18 protein-coding genes are annotated in these 16,268 nt (G+C 51.8%); 9 read left to right on the forward strand and 9 right to left on the reverse strand.

Translation table 11 applies throughout. The features are described from left to right. Nucleotides 1–470 precede the first annotated feature (470 nt). Complete coding sequence (locus VK694_03665; protein HTE57820.1) at nucleotides 471–1,154, reverse strand: Crp/Fnr family transcriptional regulator; 684 nt, start codon at nucleotides 1,152–1,154, stop codon at nucleotides 471–473. A 165-nt stretch (nucleotides 1,155–1,319) separates the two neighbouring features. On the opposite strand from VK694_03665, the gene VK694_03670 reads away from it, so the two are divergent. Together VK694_03670 and VK694_03675 are read left to right on the forward strand one after the other, a co-directional pair. Next, nucleotides 1,320–1,469 carry a hypothetical protein gene (locus VK694_03670; GenBank protein HTE57821.1) on the forward strand — a complete coding sequence of 50 codons (150 nt, stop codon included), beginning with the start codon at nucleotides 1,320–1,322 and terminating at the stop codon, nucleotides 1,467–1,469. A 78-nt stretch (nucleotides 1,470–1,547) separates the two neighbouring features. Continuing rightward, the gene (locus VK694_03675; GenBank protein ID HTE57822.1) at nucleotides 1,548–1,820 is read left to right on the forward strand and encodes a GlsB/YeaQ/YmgE family stress response membrane protein; all 273 of its coding nucleotides are present in this window, start codon (nucleotides 1,548–1,550) and stop codon (nucleotides 1,818–1,820) included. A gap of 50 nt (nucleotides 1,821–1,870) precedes the next feature. Here VK694_03675 and VK694_03680 read toward each other — a convergent pair whose 3' ends face one another. Both VK694_03680 and cyoE read right to left on the reverse strand, forming a co-directional pair. Then, the gene (locus VK694_03680) at nucleotides 1,871–2,140 is read right to left on the reverse strand and encodes a hypothetical protein (protein HTE57823.1); all 270 of its coding nucleotides are present in this window, start codon (nucleotides 2,138–2,140) and stop codon (nucleotides 1,871–1,873) included. Nucleotides 2,141–2,170: 30 nt separating this feature from the next. After that, a complete protein-coding gene (gene cyoE / locus VK694_03685) occupies nucleotides 2,171–3,031 on the reverse strand; it encodes a heme o synthase (GenBank protein HTE57824.1) in 861 nt (286 codons plus the stop codon). Between the two features lie 113 nt (nucleotides 3,032–3,144). Between cyoE and VK694_03690 the strand changes: the two genes are divergently transcribed. From VK694_03690 to VK694_03710, 5 genes are read left to right on the forward strand one after another with little or no spacing between them, the layout of a single operon-like run. Next, on the forward strand, nucleotides 3,145–4,071 hold the full coding sequence (locus VK694_03690) for a COX aromatic rich motif-containing protein (protein HTE57825.1): 927 nt from the start codon (nucleotides 3,145–3,147) through the stop codon (nucleotides 4,069–4,071). After that, complete coding sequence (locus VK694_03695) at nucleotides 4,071–6,161, forward strand: cbb3-type cytochrome c oxidase subunit I (protein HTE57826.1); 2,091 nt, start codon at nucleotides 4,071–4,073, stop codon at nucleotides 6,159–6,161. Before VK694_03690 ends, VK694_03695 begins: the two co-directional genes overlap by 1 nt. After that, complete coding sequence (gene cyoC / locus VK694_03700; GenBank protein HTE57827.1) at nucleotides 6,158–6,748, forward strand: cytochrome o ubiquinol oxidase subunit III; 591 nt, start codon at nucleotides 6,158–6,160, stop codon at nucleotides 6,746–6,748. Before VK694_03695 ends, cyoC begins: the two co-directional genes overlap by 4 nt. Continuing rightward, entirely contained in the window at nucleotides 6,745–7,437 is a 693-nt protein-coding gene (gene cyoD, locus VK694_03705; protein ID HTE57828.1) for a cytochrome o ubiquinol oxidase subunit IV, read from the forward strand. The genes cyoC and cyoD overlap by 4 nt, the downstream gene beginning before the upstream one ends. Nucleotides 7,438–7,476: 39 nt before the next feature. Beyond that, nucleotides 7,477–8,019 (forward strand): hypothetical protein, encoded by a 543-nt coding sequence (locus VK694_03710; GenBank protein HTE57829.1) that lies wholly within the window; start codon nucleotides 7,477–7,479, stop codon nucleotides 8,017–8,019. Nucleotides 8,020–8,208: 189 nt separating this feature from the next. Here the strand turns inward: VK694_03710 and VK694_03715 are convergent, their stop codons facing one another. Together VK694_03715 and VK694_03720 are read right to left on the reverse strand one after the other, a co-directional pair. Then, nucleotides 8,209–8,892 carry a hypothetical protein gene (locus VK694_03715; GenBank protein ID HTE57830.1) on the reverse strand — a complete coding sequence of 228 codons (684 nt, stop codon included), beginning with the start codon at nucleotides 8,890–8,892 and terminating at the stop codon, nucleotides 8,209–8,211. A 142-nt stretch (nucleotides 8,893–9,034) separates the two neighbouring features. Continuing rightward, entirely contained in the window at nucleotides 9,035–10,687 is a 1,653-nt protein-coding gene (locus tag VK694_03720) for an FAD-binding oxidoreductase (GenBank protein HTE57831.1), read from the reverse strand. 101 nt (nucleotides 10,688–10,788) lie between these two features. Here VK694_03720 and VK694_03725 point away from each other — a divergent pair, with 101 nt between their 5' ends. Continuing rightward, entirely contained in the window at nucleotides 10,789–11,982 is a 1,194-nt protein-coding gene (locus VK694_03725; GenBank protein ID HTE57832.1) for an FAD-dependent oxidoreductase, read from the forward strand. 108 nt (nucleotides 11,983–12,090) lie between these two features. Here the strand turns inward: VK694_03725 and VK694_03730 are convergent, their stop codons facing one another. The 4 genes from VK694_03730 to sodN all read right to left on the reverse strand — a co-directional run bounded on the left by VK694_03730 (nucleotide 12,091) and on the right by sodN (nucleotide 14,927). Continuing rightward, nucleotides 12,091–12,897 (reverse strand): hypothetical protein, encoded by an 807-nt coding sequence (locus tag VK694_03730; GenBank protein ID HTE57833.1) that lies wholly within the window; start codon nucleotides 12,895–12,897, stop codon nucleotides 12,091–12,093. Nucleotides 12,898–13,194: 297 nt separating this feature from the next. After that, nucleotides 13,195–13,998 (reverse strand): hypothetical protein, encoded by an 804-nt coding sequence (locus VK694_03735; protein HTE57834.1) that lies wholly within the window; start codon nucleotides 13,996–13,998, stop codon nucleotides 13,195–13,197. Between the two features lie 229 nt (nucleotides 13,999–14,227). Next, nucleotides 14,228–14,578, reverse strand: a complete 351-nt coding sequence (locus VK694_03740) for a S26 family signal peptidase (GenBank protein ID HTE57835.1) — start codon at nucleotides 14,576–14,578, stop codon at nucleotides 14,228–14,230. Further along, a complete protein-coding gene (gene sodN / locus VK694_03745) occupies nucleotides 14,541–14,927 on the reverse strand; it encodes a superoxide dismutase, Ni (protein ID HTE57836.1) in 387 nt (128 codons plus the stop codon). Before sodN ends, VK694_03740 begins: the two co-directional genes overlap by 38 nt. Before the next feature lie 242 nt (nucleotides 14,928–15,169). On the opposite strand from sodN, the gene VK694_03750 reads away from it, so the two are divergent. Beyond that, a complete protein-coding gene (locus VK694_03750; GenBank protein ID HTE57837.1) occupies nucleotides 15,170–16,246 on the forward strand; it encodes a glycosyltransferase family 4 protein in 1,077 nt (358 codons plus the stop codon). Nucleotides 16,247–16,268 lie beyond the last annotated feature (22 nt).

Consider the following 16,268-nt stretch of genomic DNA (forward strand, 5'->3'; position numbering starts at 1 on the left):
TGGCAGCTTGCGGAACTTGTCCTGTCTTTGTTATTGATTTCAAACGAAATACAGGACTGCACACAGTCCTCGCTGCGCAGGTAGCAGAACCTTCCCTGTCTAATCTGTTTACCCAAAGCCAGCCTGGGCCCACAGATGCAATCCAGCGCGAAGACCACAGCACGGGTGTCTTCACGTAGGCAACCCAGTGCCGGGGGATTGGATACATACGCTCAGATCAGGCTTTGCAGAAACTGATTGGACGGGGGCATTCGGCATTATGCGCTCCGAGGACTGTCTGAAGCCCTGCTTTCCATTGAATCAATTAATAAGGCAGGGCAAGTTCCACAGGAGCCAAATGCCGGATGCCACCCGAACAGTCATGTTTCTGGAACCGCCTGTCTGGGGGTGTGTATGCAATCCCTAGCAGACAGGCTTACGCAGAGGCGCAGTGCCTACTTATAGATGGATGTGATCACCACTGTCAAAGGCTAGATCTGGAGGTCTTTGAAATTGTCTTCGCCCAAGGACAGGATCAATTTGTCACGGTTGATGGTGTACTCGCGGCCACGATAGCGCAATATGCCTTTTTTCTTTAACTTGACCAGTTCTGCCGCCGTTGTTTCGCGCGTCAGGCCAATCAAGTCAGCAATCATTTGCTGAGTCAGCTGCATTTCTATGCGGTAAGAGCCCTTTAGCATTTCGCGGCCGTATACCTGCATCAGGTAGTACAGCGTGTACAAAACTTTGTCGGCAGCTTTGGGCTGTTCCAGTGCAGTGATACGCATCAGCGCACCAGCATAGTTGCCTAGATAGTGATTAGCCACGGCCTGTAAGGCTTCATGATTTTTATTGATATAGTCCCTGAACTCTTCGGTGGGGACCACGTACATTTCGCCGTCGGTCTGCGCCTCGTAATAATAAAAAGCAGTAGGACCTTTATCGAACGACCAAGTGGTGGGGAAAATATCACCCTGTAGCTTGAACGTCGCAATACGTTCGTCACCTTGTGGGGTGATGTTGTATAGCTTTACGATCCCCGACTTCACAATATAAGCATTCCGAGGAACCTCACCTTGATAGATAAGAATATTCCCCTGACGGAAGCGTTTGGTAATAAGTGTCTTTAAAAACGGCTGAAAAGCTTCACCTAGCACAGTCTGCAACTTCCCCATATTTGAAATTAGTTTGCCCTTCCATTGTAGCGTCATAGTGGCCAGGCAGCAAAATCACTTCGGTTATTGTACTATATGTAATCATTCTTACAGATAAATCACCCCTATATAGTTATGCTATTTATGAGTTAACAGCTCGAACATCAATAACGAAAGGAGACGAGCATGAGAAACTCGCAGGCCAATAGGGTAGACCTAGACACAAGGATTGATTCCTTCCTCGGCAGGAAGTTCAAACAATACCCCAATCTAAGCACTTCCGAAAAAGCCATAGGTACGCTCACGCGTCGTCCCCAGGACTCGTCCCCTACATAAGAAACTTCAAGTCCAGCTGATCGGAGCGGGACCGTGCAAGTTCTAGGTGACAGAGTAGATGTAATAGGTGCTGCATGTATGTTTGAACTTGTGCTATGGATTGGGCTTGGGGCACTTACCGGATGGATCGGCTCGTTAGCCACCCGGACAAATGATCATAGGGCTACGGTTCCGTACATACTATTAGGCATTATTGGTTCGGTCTGTGGCGGCATTGCGGGTCGCAGCCTCGGTATGACCGCTTTTAGCGGAAAACTCGCAATCAATCCAAATAGTCTTATGATTGCTTGGTTTGTGGCAGTAGTCTCTGTTGTAGCACTCAGTTTTTTCGGGCGGACTAGCTCAAGCTAAGCCGACCCATGACGTCCCAAGGGGGAGACAAAAACAATATGCGGCACCTTTTACATGTCCTTTGATTTGGCGATTTGGTAGGTTAGTTTGTTTTGGGCCAGATATATACCAGCACCCACAATCGCAAAATAGATAAGTCCCATAATACACGCCTCTAGTAAGTGAGACGGTTTGATTATCAGTAAATATGTGCCCGTAGCCAACGTCGCCGAGGCAAAGGCATAAGACGTCTGTAGTTTGCGCCTCGATGGCGCCAGATAGGTATAAGCCGTGAAGGCCATGCCGCCAAAGGCGGTCATAATATGGAGTAAAAGCATCATACTAAAAGTATACCACTAGCAAGTTTAATTTTACGGCAACCAGGCGTCGAGTGATATGAGTAGACTAAAGGCAGTGAGCACCACCAGCGACACCCCAAACAGGCCGCGCGCCCACTTGACGTCATCTTCTACGCCAAAGCCTTTGATTGCTTTATAAAGCCACCACAGCCCAACTACTGTCATAGCTACTAAGTACACATATCCCGTGTAGCCCAGGGTTGTTAGCAGGCTTGTCGCCACAACAAACAACACGATATAACCCAATATGCTTACCTTGGCACGATGATTGCCCTTTGCCACCGGCAGGACCGGCAAGCCAGCGGCCTTGTAGTCCTGGAATCGATACATAGCTATGGCGTAAAAATGTGGCATCTGCCAGCTTGCCAGCACCAAAAACACCAGCAAGGCACCAGTATCAAACCGGCCGTTTGCAGCCGTATAGCCGGCCGTTATAGACAAAGCCCCAGGTATGCTGCCCACCAGCGTACCTAGCGGAGAGGCCCGCTTGGCAACCGCATACACCCCAACATACATACCAAAAGCCAGTACGCCCAAGGACACCGTCAGTATGTTTGTCCCCACGGCTAGTACCGCAAAACCAAGCCCGCCCAGCGCAGCGGCATACACAAAAGCATGGGGTGGGCTTATGGCCCCTTGCACCAACGCACGGTTTTTTGTGCGGGCCATTTTTTTATCAATGTTGCGGTCAATATAATTGTTACAGACGCAAGCGCAGCCGATAACCAAGGCCACACCAACACAAGTAGCCAGCAGCTGCCAGAGATCAATCGACCGCCCAGAGGCCAGCAAAAAACCAGCACCAGCCGTCATGACGTTAGCTCGGATAATGCCTGGCTTTGTAACAGCAATATATTTCTTGGCTACTTCCACTTTTGCCCCTTAATGAGCTTGATTATATACGACACCGCTCATTAAGCGTAAGCAGAGGAGTCATATGGTATATTAAGCATAAGGATATCGGGCAAGTGATCATGGAGTGTTAAATGGCAAAACGCAAAAAAACCCAGGGTAAGCCTCTATGGCTGGCCTTATTTGGATTGGTAGGCCTCTGCGTGCTTGTCGCGGTACTTTTGCGTGGCAACGACGTTATCCTGTTTAACCCCAAGGGCCTAATAGCCACCGAGCAACATCGGCTAATGGTAACCTCTACATTAATCATGCTGGGCTTTGCGGTGCCAGTGCTCTTTTTCCTTTACTTCTTTGCCTGGAAATACCGGGAAACCAACCAAAAATCTGCCCACAACCCGGCTGCCAGTCGCGGCAAGCTGCCCGTCTTGGCATTTTGGGCCATGCCGACGGCTATCATGCTGATTTTGGCGTCGATAATGGTGCCGGCAACCTTCAAGCTCGAACCACAGGACAGCATCCAAACCGAAAAAGAACCTTTGACTGTCCAGGTGGTAGCCATGCGCTGGAAGTGGCTGTTTATATACCCCGAACAAAACATCGCGACTGTCAATTATGTACAGATCCCCGTGGATACCCCTGTCAAGTTTGAACTAACAGCTGACGAAACACCCATGAGCTCGTTCTGGATCCCCCACCTAGGTGGCCAGCTGTACGCCATGACCGAGCACGTCAACCAGCTAAACCTACTGCCCGACACACTGGGCGACTACGAAGGCAGCGCAGCCGAAATAAACGGGGCCGGTTTTGCTGGCATGAGGTTTAACACCCGCGTCAGCACCCAGGAAGATTTTGATGCATGGGTATATGCCAAAAAGCTATCCGCCCATGAACTAAGCACCCAGGAATATGCAAAATTGCTCAAGCCCACCGAGAATCACCCGGCCGAGTTTTATTCCAGCGCTGATCCAAAAATATATAGTACTATACTGAGTAAATACGCCGGATCTCACCAGCACCCTACAAAACAAGGTGAACATACCGAGCATGAGGGACACTACTAATGAGAGAATTCTGGCTGGGAAGGCTAAACTCGCACGCGCTGCCGCATGAGTGGTTCACTATTGCCGGGTCCGTATCTTTTATATTAATGGGGGTCACGGTCATTGCCCTCCTGACCTACACAAAACGCTGGAAGTGGCTATGGAACGAGTGGCTGACGTCGGTTGATCCCAAGCGGATCGGCATCATGTATTTTATCGTTGGAGGGTTCATGCTGCTTCGAGGTGGGCTAGATGCCATCATGATGTGGCTGCAGCAGTCACTGTCATCCGGAGCTTCGCACGGCTACCTGTCGGCGGAACACTTTCAGCAAATCTTTACAGCCCACGGCAACATCATGGTGTTCTTTGTGGCTATGGGACTTATCTTTGGCCTTATCAACTACATTGTTCCTTTGCAGATCGGGGCACGCGACCTAGCATCGCCGTTTATGAACACACTCGGGTTTTGGCTGTATGTGGCCGGCGTCCTTATGGTAAATATGTTCTTCTTGTTTGGCGGAGAATACGCCGCAACCGGCTGGCTGGCCGTTGCCCCGCTGTCCGGCAAAGCGTTTAGTCCGGGTGTGGGAGTGGATTATTGGATATGGAGTCTGCAAATTTCTGGTATCGGCACCACACTGGGCGCCATCAACTTTATTATGACCATCCTCAAAATGCGCGCCAAAGGAATGTCTCTTCTAAAGATGCCCTTGTTCACGTGGGGCAGCTTGTGCAGCATGATCATGGCGGTCAGCGTCTTTCCGCTGCTTACCATGACACTTTTCCTGGTGTTCTTTGACCGCTATTTTGGCACTCACTTCTTTACGACAGACGCAGGCGGCAATGCCATGATGTACACCAACCTGATCTGGATGTGGGGACACCCGGAAGTGTATATCCTCATGCTGCCGTCGTTCGGTGTCTTTTCAGAAATAGTTTCTACCTTTAGCCGCAAGCCAGTGGCTTACTACAAATCCAATGTTCTGGCCATGATCGGCGTCTCGTCCATTGCACTGTTGGTATGGCTGCACCACTTCTTTACTATGGGCGCCAGCGCCGAAGTAAACTCCGCCTTTGGGGTAGCAACCATGCTAATCGCCATACCCACAACCGTGCTGGTGTTCAGCTGGATTGCCACCATGTATAAGGGCCGGATACGGTTCACCACACCCATGCTGTGGTTCCTTGGGTTCATTGCCATTTTTGCGCTCGGGGGGATTTCTGGCGTGTTGCTGGCTATACCGCCCGTTGATTTCCAGCTGCACAACAGTCTGTTCTTGGTGGCACACTTTCACTCCACGGTTATCGGCGGGGTGCTGTTTGGCATCTTTGCCGGGCTAAACTATTGGTTCCCTAAATTTGCCGGATTCAAGCTAAACGAGCGGATCGGTCGGTACGCCGTGTGGAGTTGGATAATTGGATTCTTCGTCGCCTTTACTCCACTGTATATCCTCGGACTCATGGGAGCCACCAGAAGATTAGACCACTATGACTCCGCCAAGGGCTGGCAGCCATTCTACATCATGGCACTTGTCGGAGGTCTTATCATTGCCGTTGGCGTAGCCCTGCAAATCGTACAAATTATTGCCAGCGTCATACAAAGAAAGCGACTGTACGACACCACGGGCGATCCATGGGATGGCCGCACTCTGGAGTGGTCGGTCAGCTCACCCGCTCCCGCCTACAACTTTGCTACCATCCCAGAAGTAAATAGCCGTGATGCGTACTGGGAAATGAAGCATCTGCACAAACCAAAACATACCTACGAAGACATACCTACGCCCAAGAACACTGCCTCTGGCATATATATCTCTATCTTTGCTTTTTTGGCTGGATTTGGGTTTGTCTGGGAGATGAACTGGCTGGCCGTGGTTGGCATAGTTGGCATCATCGCCTGTTTGATTGCTCGAACGTTCAACGAAGATTCCGAATATATAATTTCGGCCGAACAAGTTGAAAAGATGGAAAAAACACACGCCCAAAAAGTTCGTGCCCTGCAGCGCGGTGACCATACCAACGAAGAAGACATGGGTCTTATAGAATTTGTGCGTATCGTGCTAGTTTGGGCCCTTGGAATAGCAAAGGGCATACTGAGGGGCAAAAGAAGATGACGCGTCATGCAGAAATGACTCACGAAGAAGCCGCCAACGACCGCGTGATGTTCGGCTTTTGGGTTTACCTGATGACCGACCTGTTGATGTTTGCCATATTGTTTGCGGTATACGCAGTACTCCACGGCAATACCATGGGCGGGCCAAGCGGCCGTGATTTGTTCAAACCCCAGTTGGCTCTAGCCGAAACGCTGATCCTGCTGACCAGTAGCTTTACCGCCGGTATCGGTATGATTGCTGCCCGCCGCGGTATCAAACGCCAAGTGCTGGTGTGGTTTGGCATCACCTTCCTGCTGGGGCTGGCTTTCTTGGGTATCGAGCTGTATGAATTCGCCGAATTTATCCACGAGGGTCATACCATGACCGTTAACGCATTCCTGTCTTCATTCTTCTTGTTGGTTGGTACACACGGCCTGCATATCACCTCGGGGCTACTATGGCTAGCAGTCACGCTGGTGTTTGTCATAAAAAGAGGTCTTAACTCGCACATGGTCCGCAAGCTGGCCCTGCTCAGCCTGTTCTGGCACTTCTTAGATATTGTCTGGATATTTATCTTCACAGTGGTGTACCTGAGGGCGTTCGTATGAGCAAGACAACCCACACCCCCCACCACCAGCCAAAGGGCGAACACGGCACAACCAAGTCTTATGTTATCGGCTTTATTTTGTCCCTGATCTTTACCATCATTCCGTATCACCTAGTGGTGAACAAAGTACTAACGGGCAACACACTGCTGGCAACAATCTTGGGGATCGCAATTTTGCAGATGTTTATCCAGATATTTTTCTTTCTGCACCTGGGCCGTGGACCCAAGCCGTTTTATAACGTAGTTTTCTTCTTTGCGACAGCCGGCATTATTGTGCTGGTCATAGGCGCTTCCTTGTTTATCATGAGCAATCTGTACCACAACATGTCACCCAGAGAGGTGGTCAAGAAACAGGCCCAAGAGGAAGGAATATCCCAGATAGGCGGCGAAAAGACCGGTGCCTGCGGCCAGCTCCAGGACAATCACGTCGTTACCATTAGCGGAGGTATCGCTACCCCCAGCCGTATCGAAGCCCAGCAGTGCGACACCCTGACGTTCATCAATAAAGACGGCCTGGAGCGCGAGATGGTTTTTGGCCCTCACCCTAACTACCACAGCTACGGCGGAGAAGATAAAACATTGCTGGACGACGAACGCGCCGAGACCATCACCCTTAACGAATCCGGAGGGTTCATGTTCCATGACCACCTCCACCCAAGCCTCACCGGCTACCTCACCGTAGCGCCCTAGGCCAAATTGTCAGTCTAAATAAAAATAACAGGAGAAACCATGGCGACAAAAAAGAAATTTCTCGATCATTCCGGAATTAAGGTATGGGCCTTGCTGCGCATTAGCTTGGGTGCCATATTTTTGTGGGCATTCGTAGATAAACTATTCGGCTTAGGTTTTGCGACTTGTCGCGATGCAGCCACCGGCAGTGTTACAACAATGTGCTCGAAGGCCTGGATCGAAGGCGGCTCTCCCACAATAGGATTTTTAAAGTTTGGGACAAGCGGACCACTTGCCGAATTCTACCAAACCTTAGCCGGCAATACATTTATTGACTGGCTCTTTATGATCGGCTTACTGTCCATTGGCGTAGCACTCATTCTGGGCATTGGCGTGCGGATTGCCACCATCACCGGTTCGTTATTGCTCCTTATGATGTGGGGTGCGGTCTTGCCGCCAGAAAACAATCCTGTGTTGGACGACCATATCATCTATATCTTCGTGCTTGCCGGCATCTATCGCACCAATGGCACGCAAGCTTGGGGCCTACGCACCTGGTGGGTCAAACAAAATGTCGTAAAGAAATTCTCAATTCTAGAATAAGACAGCTTGGGCTTTGCAACACCATGCAACCCGGCATTCTCACCTAAACTTTTATATACTCTTGTAAAAGCTTGAGTGAGAAGCCAAAGGGAGAACGAGACAGAGGTGCCGGCGGTTGCCAGCGCATGTCGGGTTCTGCCCTTTGGCCATCTCTTCCTACCCTAGGGGCAACGCCAGCGATCTAGTTGATCAGATCGACACGCCGCCGTACTGCTTGGGCTCGACACCCCTCGGACGCAACATGCGCTGCAAGCTGTCCCAGCTCATGTAGCGAAGGTATCCGACCTCGATCGGTTCGTCGGTGTCGAGCTTGAAGAACGCGACGGCGATCAGAGCCAGGCCACCCAGCCCGGCGGAGGTGTCAGGAACACTGGGGTAGACGCCGAAGTAGCCGAAGTCCAGATCCTTTCCGCCATTGGCGCCAGGGTTGACGGTTCGGGACTCGCGTTGGCCCAGCCGGAGGCACTTTTCGTGCGGACGCGCCCATGCGTGCTTGCCAGTGTGCAAATCGATGCCATCGATTGAGACGACGGCACGCACTGGCTCGTCCCGGGTGTTCCGAACAACCAGGCGGTAGCGCTCGAGCGGATGGACGCCGATGGTCTCCACACCGTCGAGCTCGTAAGGCACGTAGGGAAGACCATGCCAGCCCTTTTCGCCCGAGTGATTGATCACTACAAGTATCATCATGCACCTCGCATAGTGAGTAGTTGCCGCATTCCTTGCCAGGGTCGCAGCGTTGTTTGGGGGCATGATAGGCAAAAAAGGCTTGCGCCCATGATGCCACCAAACAACTATCGCACCTCCGACAGGCAGGAAGAGTGCTGTAAAAGTACAACGTATTACTATACAACAAAAAAATATAATCCGCAACTTAAGTCTCCCCAAAAAACAAAAATTTAGTCCGAACTTGCTTCGGCTAAATTTTATCTGCTCTCAGGAAGGAGCAGCCCACGAAAATGGAGCACATTTTCATGGCGCGATGAGGAAACCTATCCCGGTTTCCTCATTACCCCTAAAAATGGTCGCGAATATGCTTCATGGAATAAGCCCAGTCGGCAGTGGCTTTCTTGTGAGGGTTAAAGATATGTTGCGGATCAAAAATATCTTTGGTTTCCTTGAATAAGCCCAGCACTTTGGGGCCATACATTTGGCGCAACCATGGGCCGCGGATCATGCCGTCGTTGTGCTCGCCAGACAATGAACCACCATATTTCAGCACCAACTCGTTTACCTCGCGCATGGCAGGCATCAGCTTGGCTCGCTCCGAGGGCTCTTCTATCTTCATCAGTGGAATGACATGAAAGTTGCCATCACCCATATGCCCAGCCACCGTAGCCAACAGGTTGTATTTGGTAATTATCTTGCGCAGCCGCGGCAAAAACTCCGGCAGGTACGGTGGCGGCACCACCAGGTCATCAATAAAAGGTGCGGTGTGCTTGTCTTTTACTTTTTTTCGCAGCAGGTTAAAGCTCTCCCGGCGCATGATACGGAACTTCCAGGCTTTGGCGGTGGTGTTGTCTTCTTCTATGCCCTGCAGCTTGTTGTCTTTTAGCAGCTGGTGCATGGCAGAGATTTTCTGGTCTACCTCTGGCTGGGTTTGTCCGGTAAATTCTATCAGCAACACCATTTTGGGAATGCCGCGCAACAATACAAAGGCGTCTGGAATTAGCTGAAAGGCTAGCTTGATCAGTCCACCCCATCCCAGCGTCTTTCTAAAATAGGGGAAGAATTTGATAGACAGCATCAGGGTGTAGTTATCAAAGGACTCAAAGCTGGTAGGGTTCTGCGACACCACCTCATTAATCACTTGACCCAAATTCTTGGTGTTTCTCATGAATGCCACCAATACACCAGAATAGGGCTCTTGCGGCACCAGCTTAAACTGAATATCAGTCACTAACCCCAGCGTCCCCTGCGACCCAACAATCAGTTGAGTCATGTCAAACATCCCTGTTTCGCGGTCCCATACATTCCATAGGCTGTAGCCCGTAGAGTTTTTGCTGACGTTAGGCTTGGCCGCCTTGATGGTGTCATAATTTTTCTCGATCAGCTGAAATGTCTGCTTATACAGCTGGCCCTCGTATGTTTTTTGGGCCATTTTTTCATCCAGCTCTTTTTTGGTCAGCGGCTTTACGGTATATTCTTTGCCGTCAGCAAATACTACTTTTAGCTCTTTTATAAACTTCTCTGTCTTACCGTAGCGCAAAGATAGCTCACCACCAGAATTGTTGGCCACCATACCGCCGATAGTACACAGCTCGCGCGACGCCGGAAAACTGGGCATGAGGGCCCGATGCTTCAGCGTCTCTTTTTCGAATTCGCGGTAGAACATGCCAGGCTGGGCATGAGCATGTTCGTTATCACCCGTAATGAACTGGTTCATATGCTTGTTAAAATCTACGATCACCGACTCTCCAATAGCCCCGCCAGACATATCGGTACCACCACTGCGAGCGGTCAGCGACAGACTGGGTACAGTTTTGCGAGCTTCTGCGGCGGCGGACACAATCCGCTGCACATCCTTGGCATTCTTGGGGAACACCACCAGCTGCGGCATTACCTCGAACAGAGAGGCGTCGTGACTATAAAAGTCCCGAGTTTCCACCGAAGCATCGGTCTCGCCCGTAAAGCCAAACTGTTTCAGTGCCGTCAGAAAAGAGTCCATATATACGTGTCTAACCTTTAGCATTATGGTATCATGCCAGGGAAGAAAATGACTAAAATAGACCATTTTAGGAGCAGCATCTGAGCAACCACAACATTGTTATCGTTGGCGGCGGATTTGGGGGAGTCAAGGCCGCGCTAGAACTGGCGAAAGATCGCCGGTTTCATATCACGCTTATTAGTAGCCACTCGGACTTTCGCATTTACGGCACGTTGTATCATGTTGCCACCGGGGGTGCACGGCGCGTTTCTAGCATTCCACTAACAGAGATCTTTGCCGGTACCAAGGTCAAGGTCGTGATAGACAAAGTGACCGCCCTAGACCGCAAGGCACGCGCTGTCATCACCGGCTCCAAAACGTCCTTTGGCTACGATGCCCTGGTACTAAGCCTGGGTGTCACTACCAATTTCTTCCACATAGAAGGCCTAGAAGAATTTGCCTATGGCATAAAAACCCCCGACGACGCCGAAAAGCTAAAACAACACCTGCACAAGCAGATGGTAGGCGATGGTCGAACCGACCTAAACTATGTGGTTGTTGGCGGTGGCCCCACGGGAGTAGAACTGGCCGGTGTCTTGCCTTCATATATCCGCAAGATTGCCAAAAGTCATGGACTCAAACCCCAGAAAGTGCACGTAGACCTCATAGAGGCCGCCCCGCGGCTGCTGCCCCGCATGCCCAAAGACTTGTCCAAGAAAGTCAAAAAACATCTGCAAAAAATTGGCATTACCGTACGGCTAAACAAAGCCGTCCAGGCTCAAAGCGCCGATGCACTCATGGTAGACGGCAAACCCATACGCAGCCACACCGTCATCTGGACCGCCGGCGTTACCAACAACCCGTTCTTTAGCGCTCAAGAGTTCCAGCTAACCCACACCGGCAAAGTCCGGGTAGACCAATACTTGCAGGCCGAGCCTGGTATTTACGTCATTGGCGACAACGCCGACACACCCTATACTGGCATGGCCCAAGTGGCTATTTCTGACGCCAAATACGTTGCCAAGAACCTCGTGCGGCTGGCTGACAAAAAAGAGCCCCACCCCTACCATGCCAAAAAGCCCATATACGTCATGCCTGCCGGGCCAGGCTGGTCTGCCGCCTTGTGGGGAAACGTTCGGATATACGGACGGCTTGGGCATTTCTTGCGGCGCATGGCCGACTACATTGCCTACCACGACTACGTGCCTTGGCAGATGGCCCTCTCCCGCTGGACCGCAGAATATGACGACGAAGAAAACTGCACCACCTGCGACGGCAAGCTCCAAAGAGTAAAATACGAATCCGGCGAAGTATAAAAAACTTATAAAAGTAGTAAGGGTCCGGATAGGCACTGGGATGCACGCGGCAAGGCGGGCAAATCAGTGCTTTTCCGGACCCCAAAAGACCCGATCAAAAAGCGGCGTCTACCACCTACTGATCAAAGTCGGTATAGCCCGCGCCGGGCTGACGATCCACCCCGATTCTGCACCTACATAGGGTGCACGGTCACGATGCCAATCCAGCACCGGAACTCCAGACCACTCAGGTTGGGACGAGTCGTTGACCTGCAAGCCGGGCAACCAAACGCGCGGAACCATCTTTGTGCCCATTCTCACCAACCATTCCGGGTGCAGGGCCGCAGCCGCTAGCACTTCAAGACCTGGCGAAGTGTCAGGATGACGGACACTTTCTGGGCTGTGCTGGCAACGATGTTGCGGTGTCCAATAGCCACCCAGGTCAAGTTCCACGGTCTTCACCTCTGGCTCTGCACCATAGCGGCCGACGTCAAGCAATCGCAGCTGATCAGCTCCGCTGGAGACAGTGTCGACTGGCCAATACCGGTGTACATCGCACATCCACAGCCATAACTCGATATAGGTGGTCTGCAGATCGCCCAGCCAGATGTCAACGCTCAGACACCGCAGGCCGCTGCTGTGACCTTGCAAAAGCTGGCCACAAACCACATCGATCTGCTCTTTGGCAAGCGGCCAACTCCGCCATTCGGCACGTCGCCTCAGGGCCGTAGCCATGTCGGTGGGCGACGCGAACACGCTGGCCGGATCAAACGGAGCCACGGCAGCCCCGAAGCGTCGCCGGTCAATCTGACTTGGGTCAACCTCCAGCAACATCCTGAGCAAGTCCTGTGAATCCAGCAGCCGCTCGACAGTACCGCCAGGATGGTCGGCGAGCAACCGTAGTAGCCGTGTCACCTGATCTATACTGGCCGTCATCAACACTCCCTTCACCAAGTGTGCGAGGATATCCTGTGTCTCCCTGAATTGTCAGAGCAGGTATCCTATTCGGAAACGGCGCACTGCCGCCTAGCTTAGGCAACAAAACGCCACCTCCAAAAAATGCACAGCAGGTTCTAAAAAGTGCAACTTGTATACTATAAAATAAAAACTACTCAACGTCTATGAGTTACTGTATCCAGATGTGGAAAGGGTCCGGAGGGCACTGGGCGGCGCACGCATAAAAAGCGAGCATCGACAGTGCCATCCGGACCCAAAAGGACAAATGGCTGGTAACTACAGGCGTTCCACGATCACGGGGATCGAGTATGGCCCGCGCGACTCCGAGTCAAGCGCCTCGCCCATGAACAGCTCGTGCTCGGCGTCCACCCACCGCATGAGCGGCACGTGCGTCCACGGTGCATCGTCGCGCGCCCTGATCTGCAGACCCGGAAGCCAGATACCAGGAACCAGGCGGGAGCCAGTGCGCACGTACCACTTAGGGTGCAGCGCCGCGGCAGCCAGCAGCTCGAGGCCCGGAGAACTCTCTGAACGACGGACGCTAGCCGGACTGGTGAAGACGCGACCCGTAGTGCCACCAGGCCAATGAGCGCCCAGATCAAGCCGCACTACTCCCAGAGATGGCTGCCCCTCGACATAACGCCGGACGCCAGGCAGAAGCTGCATGCGATCACGGCCCCAGAAAAGTCCGCGCCACTCATGCACCACATCAACACCCAGGACGTCACCCATCCAGAGCCATAGCTCCTTGTAGGTTCTCTCGAAATCACCGAGCCAGATGTCAAAAGAGTAGCATGACAGGCCATGAGAAGGATGAAGCGGCAGCTTGTCCACGACTTCCTGAAGCTGTCGGGGAGTGAACGGCCAACGGCGTACGCGAGCACGTTCCAGAAACGCACTGGCCAGCTTTTCGTGCGAGGTGAACGCACTGGCCGGATCGAATGGCCGTAACCCCTCCTTGAAGGACAGCACGTCAACCTGTGACAGATCAACATCTTTGCCAAGCATCATCTTCAGCAGATGACCCGCTTCGATGAGGGCCTGCACTTCTTGTCTCGAGTGGCCGGCGAGAAGCTCCAATAGCCCTTTCGCTTGGCCTAAGGGCCTCCATGAGACATTCCCTTCTGTCTGCCGCAAGGATAGCCTATGTTCCCCTGGATGATCCAAGAGTAAGTATCCTGTTCGGAAACGGCGTGCTGCTGCCTAAATTAGGCAACAAAACGCCGCTTCCAAACGGTGTAGTACCAATATTTTAAAGTCCAAGCTAGATATTATGCAATAAATAAAACACAGATACAATGGCAGGCAGTCAGGATCGCTCGACGCCTTCTGCTCGATGGCGTGGAGAATGAGGCCAGAAAACTTTGGCCACAACCAATTCTCTGGGCAGCCACCCAAAGTGCCGGCTATCTGTACTTGTCTCTGAATGGTCCCCCAGCACAAAAATCCTGTCATCCTGCAGTTGGTCTAGGCGCTTTATCTTTTCTTTGCCGTTGTGCTCAAAAATAATCACGTCGCCCGGGCTCAGCCGCATAAACCATCGCCGCCCCACGACAAACGTACCCGGGGGAAGTACGGGCAACATGCTGTGGCCATGAATCTGCCTGACAGCCAGTGGGCGTCTACGACTTGGTGGCGGCAAAAACTTTGGCAATCTCATCAATCAGATCTAACAGCTTCTGGCTTTCATCCACGTCAGTGATCTTTTTGACCGCACCGGCCTGCTTGGTAGCCTTCCAAAATAAATCATGCAGGTCCGGGTGCTTTTCTAGGTGCTCGGGCTTAAAGTAGTCAGTCCACAGCACCCACAAGTGGTGCTTCACCAGTTCCAACCGCTGCTCTTTAATAAATACCGCTCGCCACCTGTCTTCTTCGTGGTCCAAGCTTTTATATTTCTCTAGTATTTTGTGCACCGACTCTGCCTCTATACGGGCCTGGGCAGGATCATACACCCCACAAGGCAAATCACAGTGAGCGTAAACCGGCTTGATAAAACTCCTTAAACGCATAATGGCTCCTTCTATTTCAAAGTCTTATTATACCAATCTTCATGCCACAAAACGCAAAATGATAATGTTAACTTTTTAACAGTAAGGATAGATGTCCGGCGGGAGCCGCAAATCGCGACGAGCCTGCTGCTGCGACATCACATATCACAAAAATTATTTGTGAGCTTTCTGGCAGTACCACTATGCCTCAAGCTGATACATTTACCCCCCTAATATTCTCCCTAAAAGAAAGGTGTGTTGTAGTGCGTATAGGTATTGTAGGGCCGTCAGATGAGCGAGTACCGCCGGTCCGGTACGGTGGCACCGAGGTGCAAGTATCTAACCTAGCCGAGGGTTTGGTAGAGGAAGGCCATGACGTAACACTCTTTGCCAGCGGCGACTCAGAGACATCCGCAACACTTCACGCCACAACGCCCCATGCAGTACGTGTGTTGCCTGAAGCTGCCGATTTTGACACACGCCGAAGGCTCAACAGAACAGCACTCAAGGCTGGCCTAAGGCATATTCGTGACAACCAGGACGCATTCGATGTCATTCACACCCACACATTCCCCCCTGAGCTTGTGATACGAGCCAGCCGTATCATGAATCTTACGATACCGCTCGTCTGCACGCCCCACAGCAGACTAGACCTTTCTATGTATAAAAGACTCCAGCAAAACTACCCAGACGCACCGTTTGTGAGCATCAGCAATGCACAGCGAGAACCAGCGCCAGATCTCAATTACATAGCCACTGTCTATAATGGCATCAAGATTCCGGAGTACGAAGTCAATGAGTCGCCAGGAGAAGACCTACTGTTCGTAGGCCGTATGTGTCCCGAGAAAGACCCGCTATCTGCCATAGAAATTGCCAAAAAGACCGGCAGACGCCTTATCATGGCGGCCAAGGTTGACCCGATAAACCGAGACTACTTTGAGACCGAAGTCGAACCCGCCATCGACAGCAGTAAAGACATCGAATACATAGGCGAAATCACACCCGCCGAACGCGACGAGCTACTACGCGATGCCTATGCGCTTGTTGCACCCATAAACTGGCCCGAGGCCTTTGGGATGTTTGTAGCAGAAGCCATGGCCGCTGGCGTACCTGTAGTGGGCCGAAGACGAGGTGCATTACCAGAGCTTATCAACGAGGACGAGGAAAAGCGCACCGGCTACCTGGGTGAAACCGTGGATGAAATGGCAAACTATGTAGAGAAAGTCGAGGGGCTCGACCGTCAGGGATGCCGTGACCATGTAGAGCTTAACTTTACTGCCAAGAAAATGGTTCAAGGCTATATTAGCGTCTATCGACAGCTCCTCTCACAAACGGCCTAGACATTCTTTCCAGCTGCTCTCC

The sequence above is a fragment of the Verrucomicrobiia bacterium genome (genome assembly GCA_035489575.1).
Lineage (GTDB): Bacteria > Patescibacteriota > Saccharimonadia > Saccharimonadales > JAGQNK01 > DATHJY01.